This is a genomic window from Pikeienuella piscinae, from assembly GCF_011044155.1.
GTDB classification, from domain to species: domain Bacteria; phylum Pseudomonadota; class Alphaproteobacteria; order Rhodobacterales; family Rhodobacteraceae; genus Pikeienuella; species Pikeienuella piscinae.
Genome location: NZ_CP049056.1, coordinates 1,630,208 through 1,645,613, shown reverse-complemented (window position 1 = coordinate 1,645,613; position 15,406 = coordinate 1,630,208). Strand labels below are relative to the sequence as shown.

13 protein-coding genes are annotated in these 15,406 nt (G+C 67.8%); 6 read left to right on the top strand and 7 right to left on the bottom strand.

Annotated features, from left to right (window positions below; translation table 11 throughout):
- Positions 1-88: 88 nt before the first annotated feature.
- Positions 89-1,069 carry a FliM/FliN family flagellar motor switch protein gene (locus G5B40_RS07940; RefSeq protein ID WP_165097241.1) on the bottom strand — a complete coding sequence of 327 codons (981 nt, stop codon included), beginning with the start codon at positions 1,067-1,069 and terminating at the stop codon, positions 89-91.
- Between the two features lie 134 nt (positions 1,070-1,203).
- Between G5B40_RS07940 and G5B40_RS07935 the strand changes: the two genes are divergently transcribed.
- The 5 genes from G5B40_RS07935 (at position 1,204) to G5B40_RS07915 (ending at position 7,185) form a co-directional block, all read left to right on the top strand.
- Complete coding sequence (locus G5B40_RS07935) at positions 1,204-2,061, top strand: flagellar motor protein MotB (protein ID WP_246209757.1); 858 nt, start codon at positions 1,204-1,206, stop codon at positions 2,059-2,061.
- Positions 2,062-2,227: 166 nt separating this feature from the next.
- The gene (locus G5B40_RS07930; RefSeq protein ID WP_165097239.1) at positions 2,228-3,538 is read left to right on the top strand and encodes a flagellar hook protein FlgE; all 1,311 of its coding nucleotides are present in this window, start codon (positions 2,228-2,230) and stop codon (positions 3,536-3,538) included.
- 52 nt (positions 3,539-3,590) lie between these two features.
- The gene (flgK, locus tag G5B40_RS07925) at positions 3,591-5,045 is read left to right on the top strand and encodes a flagellar hook-associated protein FlgK (RefSeq protein ID WP_165097237.1); all 1,455 of its coding nucleotides are present in this window, start codon (positions 3,591-3,593) and stop codon (positions 5,043-5,045) included.
- 26 nt (positions 5,046-5,071) lie between these two features.
- Positions 5,072-6,079, top strand: a complete 1,008-nt coding sequence (locus G5B40_RS07920) for a flagellin (protein ID WP_165097235.1) — start codon at positions 5,072-5,074, stop codon at positions 6,077-6,079.
- 41 nt (positions 6,080-6,120) lie between these two features.
- A complete protein-coding gene (locus tag G5B40_RS07915) occupies positions 6,121-7,185 on the top strand; it encodes a flagellar basal body P-ring protein FlgI (RefSeq protein ID WP_165103389.1) in 1,065 nt (354 codons plus the stop codon).
- Between the two features lie 160 nt (positions 7,186-7,345).
- Here G5B40_RS07915 and G5B40_RS07910 read toward each other — a convergent pair whose 3' ends face one another.
- The 5 genes from G5B40_RS07910 to fliF form a co-directional block, all read right to left on the bottom strand.
- The gene (locus G5B40_RS07910) at positions 7,346-8,455 is read right to left on the bottom strand and encodes a FliG C-terminal domain-containing protein (protein WP_165097233.1); all 1,110 of its coding nucleotides are present in this window, start codon (positions 8,453-8,455) and stop codon (positions 7,346-7,348) included.
- Positions 8,452-9,198, bottom strand: a complete 747-nt coding sequence (fliP, locus tag G5B40_RS07905; protein ID WP_165097231.1) for a flagellar type III secretion system pore protein FliP — start codon at positions 9,196-9,198, stop codon at positions 8,452-8,454. Before fliP ends, G5B40_RS07910 begins: the two co-directional genes overlap by 4 nt.
- A 5-nt stretch (positions 9,199-9,203) precedes the next feature.
- A complete protein-coding gene (locus G5B40_RS21160; RefSeq protein WP_246209834.1) occupies positions 9,204-9,440 on the bottom strand; it encodes a FliM/FliN family flagellar motor switch protein in 237 nt (78 codons plus the stop codon).
- A gap of 149 nt (positions 9,441-9,589) precedes the next feature.
- Positions 9,590-10,213 carry a hypothetical protein gene (locus G5B40_RS07895; protein WP_165097227.1) on the bottom strand — a complete coding sequence of 208 codons (624 nt, stop codon included), beginning with the start codon at positions 10,211-10,213 and terminating at the stop codon, positions 9,590-9,592.
- Positions 10,210-11,769: a flagellar basal-body MS-ring/collar protein FliF gene (gene fliF / locus G5B40_RS07890; RefSeq protein ID WP_246209755.1), complete on the bottom strand. Its 1,560-nt coding sequence runs from the start codon at positions 11,767-11,769 to the stop codon at positions 10,210-10,212. The genes G5B40_RS07895 and fliF overlap by 4 nt, the downstream gene beginning before the upstream one ends.
- Before the next feature lie 247 nt (positions 11,770-12,016).
- On the opposite strand from fliF, the gene G5B40_RS07885 reads away from it, so the two are divergent.
- Positions 12,017-13,525 (top strand): capsular polysaccharide export protein, LipB/KpsS family, encoded by a 1,509-nt coding sequence (locus G5B40_RS07885; protein WP_165097223.1) that lies wholly within the window; start codon positions 12,017-12,019, stop codon positions 13,523-13,525.
- Positions 13,526-13,557: 32 nt separating this feature from the next.
- Here G5B40_RS07885 and G5B40_RS07880 read toward each other — a convergent pair whose 3' ends face one another.
- Positions 13,558-15,348, bottom strand: coding sequence for an NAD(P)/FAD-dependent oxidoreductase (locus G5B40_RS07880; RefSeq protein WP_165097221.1), 1,791 nt, complete (start codon positions 15,346-15,348; stop codon positions 13,558-13,560).
- Positions 15,349-15,406 lie beyond the last annotated feature (58 nt).

The following is a 15,406-nucleotide window of genomic DNA, read 5'->3' as shown; positions in this document are numbered from 1 at the left end:
CCCTCGGCAGCCCTTTCGCCGGCGGTTCCGCTCGAAGGATGGGGCTATAGGTGAAGGCGCGCCGGGGCGCAAGTCTCGCGGCGGCGGCTCAGCTGGCAGGCGCGGTCGCATAGGGCCGCAGGTTTTCGATGAAGGCGTGCTCCGGCGGTGTGCCGATCTTCACCGCGCGCCGTCCGCCTGCGACGCCGAGCGCGCCGGCGGCGATCTCGGGCGCGCCGGCGACGCCCTTGCGCGTATCGAGCCGGAGGCCGACCTCCATGCGTTGTTCGACCGGCAGCGGGATGATCGAGCCGGGAACCAGTTCGCCGATCTCGCTCACCGTCAGGGTCATTTCATTGAGGACGGCGATAAGCCGGAACTCCGCCATCTGCACCGCGGCGAGCATGGTCGACGTCCAGATCGCCTCCGGCGCCGAGGGCCCGGCGATCAGCGGCCGTTTCGCGCTTTCCGCCTTTTCCGCCGCCCGATACATGTCGAGTACGCCGAGCGGAACGATGAAGGAGAGCGGCGCGGGCCCGCCGTCGCCGATGCTCAGCGAAAGCCGGAACGCCAGCGTATCGATCGCGTCGGGCGCTTCCGCCAGCGCGGAGGCCTTGCGCGTGAACCGGGCGAAGCCCATGGCGACGCCGCGCCCGGGCCGCGGCCCGGAGATCACCGCGTGCTCGAAACAATCGATCACATCCTCCGCGAAGCCGGCGACAAGCGCCTCGTCGATCGCGGTCGGCATGCGGTCAGGCGCTGCTTCGGCTCCGTGCGCGCCGGTCATCGCCTCTATCGATTCGTGAACGAGCGGCGCGGTCAGCGTCAGGACGCCGCCCAGTTGACCGGCCGGAGTCTCCGCCACGCCGTAAAGCGCCGGGTTTTCGGCCTCTCTCAGCGCGTCCGAGAGTTTCGCCATCCGGGCCGCACCGACGCTGGCTGCGACGGGGCTGCGAAAAGCGACGCGCAGGCGTTCCTCCAGCAGCCGCGCGAAAAGGTCGCCGACGAATTCCGGATCGCGAAGCGGCGGGTGGCTGACGCGCGCCTCCTCGATCTTCCGTCTGAGGGTTGCATGGGAAACTCCGCGCATCTCGTTCCGCTCCCGTCGCCGTGTTCAGGGCGATCTATCGCCGCCGCTTATTGCCATTCCTTTAACCGCGCCCGCCCGCGTCCCACCGAAACCCTTTCTTAGGCGTGAACCGGCCATAAGACGAAGGAACGGCGATGGAGGACGCGATGGCGGACGGTACGAAAGAGGCGCGGCCGATCATCAAGCGCAAGAAGGTTGTCGCGGCCGACGGTCATCACGGCGGGGCGTGGAAGGTCGCCTATGCCGATTTCGTGACCGCGATGATGGCGTTCTTCCTGTTGATGTGGCTGCTCAACGCGACGACGGAGAGCCAGCGCAAGGGCATCGCCGACTATTTCACCCCGAGCATCCCGATCTCCCCGATCTCCGGCGGCGGCGACGGGGTGCTGGAGGGCGATACAATGCTCGCGAAGGATACGCTGGCGCGGGACGGGCTTGGCGGCGCGGTGGGCGTCGTTCCCGTCGACAAGGGCCGCGAGACGAAATCCGGCGGCGCGCCGGCCGAGGCCGAGAAACCGCTGGCGGAGCTCGAATCGCTTCTTCTTGGCAAGTCCGGCGAAAGCGAGGTCGCGGACGATCTGCTCAGCCATATCGTCACGCGCGTGACCGACGAGGGGCTGGTGATCGATATTTTCGCCAAGGAGGGGAGGCCGCTCTTCGCCAGCGGCTCCGACCTGCCGACGGCGCGGATGCGGGCGATTCTCGCGATGATCGGCGACGTGATCGGGTTGGTCTCGAACGCCATCACGATCAGCGGCCATACCGACGCCGCCCCGTTTGCGGACGCCGGCCCCGACGCCGCCAACGACAACTGGCGGCTTTCCTCCGCACGCGCCGATTCGGCGCGGCGCGCGCTGCTGGCGGCGGAGGTGGAGCCGGCGCGGTTCCTGCGGATCACCGGCGAGGCGGATCGCGACCTGGCGCTGCCGAACGCACCGCTCGACCCGCGAAACCGCCGGGTGACGGTGACGCTTCTGCGCTCCGACAGGTAGCGCGCAATTCGTTCAAATTGAACGCAACACTTTACGCGAGCGAAAGAAATCCGGGCGCAAAGTCGGATGAGGTCAGCAAGGCCCCGGCCCACTCCGCGCCCGAACGGCGCGTATGGGCGGATAGCGCGGCGCGCCATCATGGCGCTTCACCGAAGAAGGAACGGCGATGACGCTTTCATCCTCACTGAACGCCGGCGTGGCGGGACTCAATGTCAACGCGAGCAAGCTTGGCACGATCTCCGACAATATCGCGAATTCGCAGACCGCCGGATACAAGCGGGCCGGAACCGAGTTCGCTTCGCTCGTCATCTCCGAATCGGGCGCCGGCAAATACGCCGCTGGCGGCGTCACCTCGACCTCGTTTCGCCTGGTGGACGAGAAGGGTGGGCTGATCTCCACCGACAACGCCACCGACATTGCGATCGGCGGCCGCGGCCTGATACCCGTGACGACGATATCGTCGCTCGACAATCCCGATGGCGCGACACCGACGCGGTTCGTCTCCACCGGCTCTTTCCGGGTGGACGAGAACGGCTTCATGACCACCGCCTCGGGGTTCGCGTTGCTCGGCTGGCCGGCGAACCGCGACGGAGCGGTGCCGAGTTTCCCGCGCGATTCGACCAGCGCGCTGTCGCCGGTGCAGATCAACACCGGTGCGCTCTTCGGCTCGCCGACGACTGAGATCGGCCTCGGCGTCAACCTCCCGGCGGCGGAGGCGCAGGCCGGGGCGAGCGGCGATCCAATTCCGCTCACGATCGAGTATTTCGACAATCTGAGCGCGTCGCAGTCGCTCGACCTCACCTTCACGCCGACGATTCCCGCAGCGGGCGCCTCCAACGAATGGACGGTGGAGATCAGTGATTCGCAAACCGATCCGGCGTCCAACCCTGTGGCGAGCTTCGTCGTCGGCTTCGACACCACCGCCGCTGCGGGCGGGTCCATCGCCACGGTGACGGGGGCGGCCGGCGGCGCCTATGACGCGGCGACCGGCATCTTCACCTTCAGCACCGGCGGAGGCCCGATCGATCTCGATATCGGGACGCCGGGAGATAACGCTGGTCTCACCCAATTGGCGACCGCGTTCGGGCCGACCGGGGTGAGCAAGAATGGCTCGCCCGTCGGCGTGCTCACGGATGTCAGCGTAGATGAGAACGGGCTCGTCCAGGGCGTGTTCGAGGGTGGATTCACGCGAACGCTCTACCAGATTCCGCTGGCCGATTTCCCCAATCTCAACGGGCTGAAGGCGGCTGACGGGCAGTCTTTCATCGCTTCGCTGGAAAGCGGTGCGATGTATCTCTGGGACGCTGGCGACGGGCCGACCGGCTCGGTGGTGAGCTTCGCGCAGGAAGGCTCCGCCTCCGACATCGCGGCGGAGCTGACATCGCTAATCACCACGCAGCGCGCTTATTCCTCCAACGCCACGGTGATCCGCACTGTGGACGAGATGTTGCAGGAAACAACGAACATCAAGCGATGAGGCGCGCCGGCGGCGGATGAGCGCGGCGGTCTGAACAAGGGAAGCTGGAACGATGACCCTCTCTTTGGCTCTCTCGAACGCGGTGACCGGTCTGCGCGCGACGACCGCGCAGACCGAGGTGATCTCGAACAATGTCTCGAACGCGCTGAGCGAAGACTATGCGCGCCGCGATGTCGCGGTTTCCGCCTCCGCCATCGGCGGAGTCCGGGTGGAGGGCGTGACCCGCGCCATCGCGCCGGCGATCACGGACGCGCTCAGGCTTGCCGGAGCCGTCGCCGGAGACGCCGGCAGCCGCGCCGACGCGCTGACGCGGATCGCCGCCGCGATCGGCGAGCCGGGCGCCGAGGGCGCGCTGGCGACCGCCGCCGACGCGCTCGACGCCGCGTTCGCGGCCGCCGCCAACACGCCGGAGAGCGCCCAGCTGATCTCCGCCGCGTTCGTCGCCGCGGATGAATACGCCGGAAAGATCAACGAGACCGCCGGCGAGACGATGGCGCTCAGGACCGACGCCGACGCCTCGATCGCCCGGCAGGTGGCGGCGATCAACGATGCAATCAGGCGGATCGAGGCGCTGAACCAGGAGATCCGCTCACGCGTGGTCGCCGGTGGGGACATCTCGACGCTGGAAGACCGGCGCGACGGGCTGGTCCGCACCATTTCCGACATGGTGCCGCTGAAGGTCGTGCAACGCGATAACGGCGCCATCGCGCTTTTCGCGCGGAACGGCGCGCAACTGCTCGACGGCAAGATTTTCGAACTCAGCTTCCAGACCACGGTGCTGGTCACGCCGGACCGAACCATCGCGAATGGCGGCGTCTCCGGGCTGGTCGTCAACGGCCTGCCGGTGCGCATCGGCGAGGGCGACGGAACCGGCTTGATGGATGGCGGCACGCTCAGCGCGGCGTTCGAGCTGCGCGACCGGATCATTCCGGGCATCGCCGCAGGGTTGGACGATCTGGCCGCCGACCTGATCCAGCGGACGCAGGGGCTGGCGGCCGATCCGACGCTGGCGCCGGGCGACGCGGGGCTCTTCACCGATGGCGGCGCGGCCTACGACCCCGCCGACCTGATCGGTGTAGCCCTGCGTCTTGACGTCAATCCGGCGGTCGACCCCGATCGGGGCGGGGAGCTCTTTCGGCTCCGCGACGGGATCGGCGCGGCGACCGAGGGCGACGTCGGCGCGTCGGCGGTCCTGCGCGGCCTGCAGGACGCGCTGGTCGCTCAGGTGGCGGCGCCGTCGGGTTCCGGGCTCAGCGGCTCGCGCAGCGCCGCCGGTTTCGCCGCCGAGATCAGCGCGCAGTTGCTCACGCGCGCCGCCTCCGCCGAAAGCGAGGCCGTCTATCAGCGCGGTCGGGCGGACGAATTCTCCGACGCCCAGCTCGCGCGAACCGGGGTCGATACCGATCAGGAACTGGCGCGGCTTCTGGTGGTCGAGCAGGCGTTCGCGGCCAATGCGCGGGTGATCTCGGTCGTCGATGAGCTTCTCGCACGCCTGATCAATCTCTGACCTTCCTCCAGCAAGGAGCGCCGCCCATGTACGCCACCGGAACGCCCGACCTGATGTCGAATTTGAGAAGCGCGCGGCTTCTGGCGCAGGTCCAGACCGATTTCGCCCGCGCCTCCGAGGAGGTGACCACCGGCCGGAAGGCCGATGTCATCGAGGCTTCGGGTGGCGATCCGATCAAGCTCTATGCGCTGGAGCGCGAACTGGCGCTGAACGCGGAGCGCGCGATCTCGATCGATGTCGCGATCGGGCGTATCGGGGCGACGCAGACCGCGCTGGAGCGGCTGCAGAACGCCACCGGCACGGTCGGCGTGCGTCTGGCGGCGGCGGTCTCTATCGGCGATGTGGCCTCGGCCGAGCAGGAGGCTGGGGCCGCGCGCGGCGCATTCGAAGAGGCCGTGTCCGCCCTCAACACGAGATTCGGCGACAGGATGCTGTTTTCCGGCGCCGCGACCGATGGCGCGGCGCTGGCGCCGGGGGATGAAATTCTGGCTCAGATCGCCGCCCGCGTGGCCCCGGCGACCGACGCGGCCGGCGCGATCGCCGCGGTCGACGACTATTTCAGCGACCCTGCCGGTTTCGCCGCGACGGGTTATCTCGGCTCGCTCACCGACGCCGCCGCGGCCGAGGTCGAAACCGGCCAGCGCGTCGATTTCGCGCTACGGGCCGACCGGGAGGAGATCGTCCAGGCGCTGACCGCGCTCGCGCTCGGCGTGATCGGCGTGGAGGGCGGATACCCGGGCGCGACGAACGAGAACCGGATGATCGTGATGGGCGAGGCGGCGCAGCGCGGTCTCTCTGCGATCGACGAGGTGGTCAGCCTGAGGGGCGAGATCGGCATCGCGGAGGCGCGGCTCGAAACCGCCAAGATCCGCATATCCTCGGAGCGGACCTTTCTGCAGGAGTCGCGCAACGCGGTCATCGCCAAGGATCCGTTCGAGGCGGCGGTCGCCTTCACCTCGCTGGAGACGCAGCTCGAGACGATCCTGTCGGTCACGGCGCGGCTCTCGTCGCTCAATCTGACGAACTTCCTGTGAGCGGCTTTGTGCGCGCGATTCTCACCGGCTTGTCCGCACTGATGCTGGCGGCGCAGGCCGCGAACGCCGATGTACGGATCAAGGATCTGGTGGAGTTCGATGGCGTGCGCGGCAACGATCTGGTGGGTTACGGGCTGGTCGTCGGCCTGCCGGGTACCGGCGACGGCATCCGGAACTCGCCCTTCACGGAAGAGGCGCTGGCGAACCTCCTCGAGCGGCTCGGCATCAACATCAATGGCGAGCAGATCCGGCCGAAGAACGTGGCGGCGGTGCTGGTGACGGCGGAACTGCCGGCCTTCGCCCGCGCGGGACGCCGGATCGACGTTTCCGTCTCCGCCATCGGCGACGCGGAGTCGCTCAGGGGCGGCACGCTGATCATGACGCCGCTCAACGCCGCCGACGGCAGGATCTACGCTGTCGCTCAGGGGCCGGTGCTGGCCGGCGGCGTCACCGTCGAGGGCGACGCCGCCTCGATCACGCGCGGCGTGCCAACCGGCGGGGTGATCCCCGATGGCGCGCGGGTCGAACTGGAGATCGATTTCGAGATGGAGGCGTTGAACGACCTGCGCCTCGCACTGCGCGACCCGGATTTCACCACCGCCTCGCGCATCGCGCGGAGCATCAATCGCAAGCTCGGCGCCAATGTGGCGCGGATGCAGGATTCCGGCACCGTGCTGATCGACTCCTCGCAGGTCGCGGTTGCGGGCGCGGCGCAAACCATCGCGCGGATCGAGAATATCCGCATCGACAAGGAGCAGAAGGCCCGCGTGGTGATCGACCAGCGCTCCGGCACCATCGTTCTTGGCGATGACGTGCGCATCAGCCGCGTCGCCATCGCTCAGGGGGATCTGACGCTCCGGGTGCGTGAGACGCCTGTCGTCTCGCAGCCGAGCCCGTTCGGCGACGGCGAGACGGTGGTGGTTCCTCGCACCGAGGTCGGCATCGAGGAGCAGGTCGATCGCATGGCGATCGTGCCGGAATCGATCTCGCTCGCCAACCTGGTCGAGGGGCTTAACGCGCTCGGCGTCTCAACGCGCCAGATGATCGACATTCTGAGCGCCGTGAAGGCCGCCGGCGCGTTGCACGCCGAGTTCGTGCTGCAATAGCGCGCGCTTCGCCGGTTGCGCATCGAGGGTCGGCGCGAAAGCGATCCTTGCCGAGACGCTTCGGCGCGCAGGACGGTTCGACGAGCACCAGACAAGCTATCGCATGGCCGTGCGGGTTGCGCCCTTCGCTCGATCGGGGGGGGGACGGGGCGCGCCGGCGTCAATCCTCGCCGGACTCGGTCACGATTATCTTCAGCGCCCCGCTTTCGCGCAGATCGACGATGGCGGCGACCAGCGCGGTCTGCGCCTCTTCGCCCTCCTTGCGGGTGGGCTGCGGCAGCGCCTCCAGATCCTCACGCAGGCGCTCTGCGAGGCGTTTCGAAATATTGGCGAAGATGAAATCGGCGGTCGCGCGGCCGCGTTCGCCGCCGGCTTTCAACGCGCGAAGAAGCACCGCCTCATCGACAGACTTGGTGATCAGGCCGACATCGCGCGGATTGATCCGCTCTGGGATATGCTCGAACGTGAACATCACCTTTCTCACCGCTTCCGCGAGTTTTGGCGCGGCGTCGACCATCGCCGCCAGGAGCCGGTCGCGTACCGCGGCGGAGACATGGTTCATCACCCCGGCGATCAGGTCGGCCGGTTCCGGCCGGTTCCGCTGTGAGATCGCCGCAGGCAGGAAATCGCGTGCGATCACGTCGCCGATCCGCGCCGTGACGCCGGGATCGGCGATCGCCGCCGGACCCATCCGCATGACGATATCCTCCGCCTCCGCCTGGCCGAGCCGCTCCAGCACGCGCGCGGCCTTTACCGGTGAGAGCCGCGAGAGCGCGATCGCCGCCACCTGGGGATGCTCCGAGCGGAGCCAGTTCGCGATGCGCACGTCCGGCACGTCGCCGAGCATGCTCCAGACAGAGCGGCCCTTCGTGTTGAGATCGCCCATGATCCGGTTGACCTGATCCTTGTCCAGCACTTCAGAAAGGAAGCGCCGCGCCTCGACCGCGCCGCCGCCGACCGAGCGCGTGTCCTCGATCTTGTGCAGGAACTCCGCGATCACCCGTTCGACCACGTCCGCAGGCACTTCGGAGAGCCCGTTGACGATGCGCGCGAACCGGTGGAGCCGGCGCTCGCCGATACCGGCGAGAAGCCGCGCGGCGGTCTCGGGGCCGAGCGCGACGAGAACGATCGCCGCTTTCTCCGCCTGCTCCAGCCGGTCGGCCGGGTGGGCGCCGGCGTGATCGGCGCCCGCTGCGGTAAGCGCGGTCCCGGTGGATTTCGCAATCGCGCCGGGCGCGACTGTCGCGAGCGCGGTCTCCGTTTCGGTCATGTTCCGTAGCCCCTCACGAGCGCGCCCGCCAGCAGCGTCCAGCCATCGGCGAGGACGAAGAAGGCGAGCTTGAATGGCAGCGAGACGATCGCCGGCGGCACCATCATCATGCCCATGGCCATGAGGATCGAGGCGACGACGAGGTCGATGATGAGAAAAGGGATGAAGATGAGGAAGCCGATCTCGAACGCACGCTTAATCTCGCTCAGCAGGAAGCTCGGAATGAGGAGCGAGAGCGGCGTTTCGGTCTCCGGCGGCGCGGTTTCGGCCCGCATCGGCGCCGCTTCGCGGAGCGCGTCGATCGTCATCGGGTCGACGCGGCCCTCCATGAAGCCGCGAAACGGGGTGAGCGTCTCGGTGAAGGCCGCTTCGGCGGTCAGCTCGCCGTCGAGAAACGGGCCGACGCCGCCGCGCCAGGCGGCGTCGAATGTCGGCGCCATGACGAAATAGGTGAGAAAGAGCGCGAGGCTGACGATCAGCATGTTCGGCGGCGCCTGCTGCACGCCGACCGCCTGGCGCAGGATCGAAAGCACGGTGACCATGAACGGAAAGCACGTCACCATGATGGCGATGCCCGGCGCGAGGCTGAGCACGGTCAGCATCAGGAAGAGTTGCACGACCTGGAGCGTCAGCGCCCCTTCGCCGCCGAGATCGACGCTCAGCGCCTGCGCCGCCGCCGCCCCGGCGAAGCCGGCCGCGCCGAGGAAGGCGGTGGCGAAGATGCTGAGGCGGCGCAGGGTCATCGCGTTCAGAGCGATTGCGAGAGGTCGGCGACTTCGGTCAGCCTGACGCCGAGCCGGCCGGTTTCCCCGTCGATCTCCTGCAACTCGCCGCGGGCGATGACGCGATCGCCGATCATGATCTCGACCGGGTCCTCGACCTTGCTGTCCAGCGCGATGACGCTGTCGCGGCGCAGGGCGACCAGATCGCTCAGGAGCGGGCGCGCCTTGCCGACGGAGATCACCACCTCGATCGGGACGCTCAGGACCGCCTTGCGCCGCCGGTCGGCGGGGGGGGCGGGGGCGTCCGGTTCGGCGAGCGGCACGAGATCGCCGACATCGGGGGTGGAGTGCGTCCGCGCGTCGGATTTCCGGGGGGCCTCGGTCCGTGGTTCTGGCTGGTCGTTCATCGGTTCTACTCCATGGTTTCGGCCGACGAGGGCCGCTCAGCGGCGGCGAGATGGGCGTCGAGAACATCGAGCGCGCGGCGGATGGCGGCGGCGGTGTCGATCAGGTCGAATCCGCCGCGCCATGAGACCCTGGCTTCGGATTCGCCAAGATCGGGCGCGGCGACGATTTCGATATCGGCCGCGCGGGGCCCGAGCTCGACCGTGAGTTGATCGCGCCGCGCCGGCGCGATCTCGACCTTGGGGCAGATTTCGGGCGCGGCGGCGAACGCGGCGTCCAGCGCGGCGACGATCTCTCGTGCGAGGTTAAACTCGGCGAGCCGCGGCGCGACGGCGTCGAGGAAGGTCTTGAGGATCGTCGTCGCTTCTTCGGCGGCTTCCCGCTTCGCCGCGGCCCGCGCAGCGCGCGCTTCGTCGAGCGCGGCCAGCACCGCGTCGATCCGGGCTTCAAGTTCACGGTCGATCCGCGCTTCGGTCTGCGTCACGCCATCGGCGAAACCATCGGCGCGGGCCTGGCCGCGGGCGCGCGCGAGCATGATCTCCACCGCCTCCTCCGGTCGGTCGCTTGCGCGGCGCTTCCGCAGGGCGGCGCCGTCGGCGAAATCCTCGTATCGGACTGCGCGCGCGCTCATGCGCCCTCAGTCGCGGTCGAATCGTCGTCGAGCCATAGGCCGAGAAGCCGGATCGCTTCTTCAGGCTTTTCCGCGACCACGCTTTCGAGGAGCGCGCGCCCGTCGACGCTCAGTGCGTCGGCGTCGATCATTTCACCCGGTGGAATCGACAGGGCTTCGCCTGGCTGGCCGACCGAGAGCAGCGGGAAGTCCTCGTCCTCGCCGCGCACCGGGCCGGCGACGGAGAGGATCGGCCTGACGACGAACAGGCCGAGCATCAGGGCGACGAGCGCGAGCGTCGCGATCTGGATCAGCGACATCGCGTTCGCGGCCAGAACGTCGGTGATCCCGGCCTCGGCGACCGTGCCAAGCGGCGCCGTTTCGACGAACTCCATGCTTTCGATCGTCACCCGGTCGCCGCGCGCCTCGTCGTAACCGACGGCGCTTTCGACGAGATCGCGCAACGCATCGAGCTCCTCGGCCGGGCGCGGCTCCCAACCGTCGTCCGAGCGCACCCCGTCCACCATGACCGCGACGGTGATTCGGCTGACGGCGCCCGCCGGGCGCACGGTTTCGCGCACGGTTTCTGAGACCTCGAAATTCACGCGCTCGCGGGTTTTCGCCGATTCGCGCGTCGATTTGTCGTCGCCCCCCTCGACATCGCCGTCCGGCAGGTTGGAGGCGACGGTGACCGCGCCGGCGGCGCCGTTCGCGCTGTCGGTGCTCTCCTCGGTGTCCGTGTGGATCGCGACCCGGCTCTCGGGGTCGAGCAGCCGTTCGCGCAGGGTCTCGCTCGCGCGCTGGGTCTCCAGCGCCACCTCCACGATGGCGCCGCCCGCCCCGACGCGCGCTTCGAGCAACCTTGTGACGCTTTCCTGCAGGGCGCGCGCGCGCGCGTCGGTATCGTCCCCGGCGTCGGATTCGGTTTCTCCGGAGCGCAGGATCACACCGTTCTCCTGGTCGATCACGGCGACATTCTGGATCGAAAGTCCGGACACGGCCGAAGCGACGAGATAGCGGATCGCCTCCGCCTGCTTGCGTCCGAGCGCGCCGCTGGAGGTCGTGACGGTGGCGGAGGCGGTCACCGGTTTCTCGCGCTCGAACGGGCGGCGCTTGGCTTGCGCGATATGGACGCGGGCGCGGATCACCCGGTGCGACGCGAGAATCGTCCGCGCGAGTTCTCCTTCCTTTGCGCGCCAATAGGCGGCGTCGAACATTTCAGCCGTCGTGCCGAAACCCGAGAGCCCGTCGAGAAGCTCGTAGCCCGCCTCGCCGGCGGCCGGCAGGCCCTCGCCGGCAAGCGTAATTCGCACCCGGTCCCGGACGTCGGAGGCGACGTAGATCGCATCGCCGCGCACTTCGTAGGAAACGCCCTGCCGCTCCAAGCCCTCGATCACGCCGCTCGCCGCCGCGCTGTCGAGCCCGGAATAGAGAAGCGCCATGGTCGGCTGCGAGACGATGCGGGCGAAAAGCCCGAGCACGATGACGAGCGCGATCGCGCCAACCGCCAGCATGGCGCGGCGACGAGGCTCCATCGCCCCCCATGACAGCGTCAATCTGGATAGAATCGTGTTCACGTCGCGACCATTCCCGCCACTCGCCATTCTGGGAGCAGGGGGACGATGCGCCGCTGTCGCTTAATTTTAGGTTAGTCGCAAAGAATTGCGCCGGAGAGTTTTCGCGCGCCGCCGGAGACTCCCCCCGATGGACCGGCGGGCCGCATTGCTCTAACTGTCGGTGTCGATCGCCTGGCGCGAGATGTCGCGGCGCGCCGGAACAGGACTCGCGCCGGCGGGTGGAATGGCGGCGGGAGGCGGCTGCGCGATGAAAGACGACGAAGGCCGTGAATACTACGGCCGCTTCATGTCGGTCCTCAGCGCAGCGCAGGCGCGCCCCCTGGCGGACGCTGCTCCGCGCGCGCGCGTCCTGGCGGCCCGTGGAGAGCCGATGACGCTCTGCGTGCGGACGGCGGCGCTCCGGCGGGGCTTCATTCAGCCGGTTCAGCCGCTCTTTCCCGGCGCCGTGTCGGTGGAGAGCAGGGAATACGCAGCGCCGGCGACGAAGATCCTCTTCGGCGCCATTCTGCCTGAGCCGAAAATGTCGCATCCCGGCGCCATGCTGGCGATGAAGCGCGGGCTTGGGGAAAGCGAAATCCTCTTTGCCGAAACCGCCTTTATCGCCTCCACCCACAGCCACCTGAAATTCAGCGAGGCGCCGGATGTCGCGGGCTGCCTGGGAACGGTCTATGACGACCGCGCATTCTACTACATGACGGATTACCCGAGCCGTCTGATCGCGCATCTGAACGAGCGTCAGACCCTCTCGATCGCGGCGCGGGAGATGGCGCGCGCGTCGATGCGGCGGATCGTTTCGTCGCGGATCACCAAATACAACGCCCAGTCGCTGAAGGGGCCGTCCATGCCGACGGGATACGCGAGGGCCGTCCTGGTCGCGGACCAGACCGTCGGCGACGCCTCGGTGCATTTCGGGCGGCTGGACGCGGATTCGTTCGACGCCATGCTTCGGGCGGCCTGCGCCGAGAACCCTGACGCCGCGATCATCGTGAAGACACATCCCGACACGATATGGTCGAAGAACCGGCGCCGCGCAGCGTATTTCGCCCAACTGCGCGACGAGGGCCGGATTCGGGTGATTCGCGAGGCGATCAACCCTTTCGCGCTCTTCGATCTCGTCGATACCGTCTATGTCGGCTCCAGCCAGGTCGGGTTCGAGGCGCTGTTTGCCGGCAAGAAAGTGATCTGTTTTGGCGCGCCGTTCTACGCGGGATGGGGGCTGACCGATGACCGTCAGCCCGTTCCTCATCGGCGCCGGACGCGCACGCTCGAAGAACTCTTCGACGCATTCTGCGTCTGGTATCCGATCTACCATCTTCCGGGCGGCGACTCCCCGGTCGAACTGGCGGACGCGCTCGAATTCGTGGAGCGGAACCGGCCGGTCGCGCCGATCGCAGAGGTCGAGACGCCCGAACCTGCGGATTCGGGCGCTTCTTCCGCCCCGGAGAACGCCGGCGGGCTGGAATCCTTCATCGCTCTAAGGAAGGATGAATGGCTGTTGCGGCGTAGCGATCTGTTTGACGACGCGTACTACCTGGCGCGTTATCCGGATGTTGCGGCCGCCGGCGCTTCGCCCCGTCTGCATTACCTTCGTCACGGCTGCGCGGAGGGGCGCGATCCGAGCGCGGCGTTCTCCACCGCCAAATACTACGCCGCGAACGCCGATGTCAGGGCGTCGGGCATGAACGCGCTCGTTCACTACCTGCGGTTTGGCCGCGACGAGGGGCGCGCAGTCTATCGCGCCGAACCCGGCGACTGAATCCAGATCGCCGGGGGCGCGCGCGGGCGCGGTCACGATTTGTGATGCGTCTCCTGCAGCGCGTAGACGGGGGTCGCCAATCCTTCCATCCGCGCCTTGATCTGCAGCGAGAGATAGATCGAGTAATGCCTCGACTGGTGGAGGTTTCCGCCGTGGAACCAGAGCCCCTCCTGCTGCGTGGGCTTCCACATGTTGCGCAACTCGCCTTCCCACGGACCCGGGTCCTTCGTGGTGCCCGACCCCATGCCCCAGCATTTGCCGACCTTGTCGGCGACCTCCTGGCTGATCAGCTGGGCGGCCCATCCGTTCATCGATGCGTAGCCGGTCGCGAGGACGATCAGGTCGGCGGGGATCTCCTCCCCCGCCACTACGACGCCGTTCGGCGTGATGCGCTCCGTCGCGCCGACCTTCAGCTTGATCTTGCCGTCGGCGACCAGTTCGGATGCGCCGACATCGATGTAATAGCCCGAGCCCCTCCGGAGATACTTGCAGAAAAGCCCCGAGCCGTCCTCGCCGAAATCGAGAAGGAACCCCCGCTCCTCAAGGCGCTCGTAGAGATCCTTGTCGCGTTCTTTCATCTCGGCGTAGACGGGGATCTGCGTGCCGGGAAGAATTCGGTAGGGGAGCGAGGCGAAGATCATGTCCGCCTTGTGCGTCGTGATTCCGTTCGCCAGCGCCTCCTCCGAATAAAGCGCGCCAAGCGCCAGATCCATCAGCGAGTCCGATCTGGCGATATGGGTCGAGGAGCGCTGGACCATGGTGACGTCGGCGCCATGCTCCCAGAGATCGGCGCAGATGTCGTGCGCCGAGTTGTTGGAGCCGATGACGACGCAGCGCTTGCCCTCCCAGCCGTCGCCGCCCTTGTGTTTGGAGGAATGGTGCAGGGTTCCCTTGAAATCCTGCGCGCCGGGAATGTCCGGGATGTTCGGCACCGAGGACATGCCGGTGGCGAGGATGAGTTGTTTCGGGCGGAGGGTGACGGGTTTCCCCTCCCGCACCACCTTCACCGTCCATTCGCCTTTCGCCGCGTCGTAGCTGGCGCTTTCACAGGTCGTGGCGCCCCAGTAGTTCAGCTCCATGATCTTCGTGTAACTTTCCAGCCAGTCGCCGATCTTGTCCTTCGGGGCGAAGACCGGCCAGTGCTCGGGATAGGGCAGGTAGGGCATGTGGTCGTACCAGACCGGATCATGCAGGCAGAGCGACTTGTAACGGTTGCGCCAGCTGTCGCCGGGGCGCGGGTTCTTCTCGACGATGATCGTCGGTACGCCGAGCCGACGGAGGCGCGCGCCAAGCCCGATCCCGCCTTGACCGCCGCCTACGATCACCACATAGGGCTGTTCGGTGTAACCGAGCGTCGCCGCTTCGTCTTCGCGCCGTTCCTTCCATGTCCGCCGGTTCGGATCGGCACCGTGGAGGACGCCCTTTTCGCGGCTCGCGCCCTTCTTTTCCTCGAAACCCTTGAGTTCGCGCAGCGTGGTGAGAAGCGTGAAGCCGCCATCGGCGTTGATCCGCAGATGCCCCTCGCCGCGCCCCGCCTCGGTCTCGAAGGCGATCCAGCCCTCGGTCACGCCATCGGCTTCGGTGGCGTCGCCCTCCAGCCGCCAGTTTCGCGGCTTCACCGCCGGGAGCGTGGCCTTCAGCATCGCCTCGATCTCTTCTGGTCCCTCCATCGTCTTGAGGTTCCAGGTGAAGCTGACGAAATCGCGCCAGAAACTGGTTGGAGCGAAAAGCTTCGCCGCCGCCGCCCCGTCGCCCGCGGTGAGCGCAGCGTCGAGTTGGGCGAGCCAGGCTGTGATCTTTCCTGTCGGGGAATGGGCGTCCATGGGCGGTCTCCTCCTCTTCGGGTCAGCTTTGCGCCGACTCGCTTTTCAGGCGACGAGA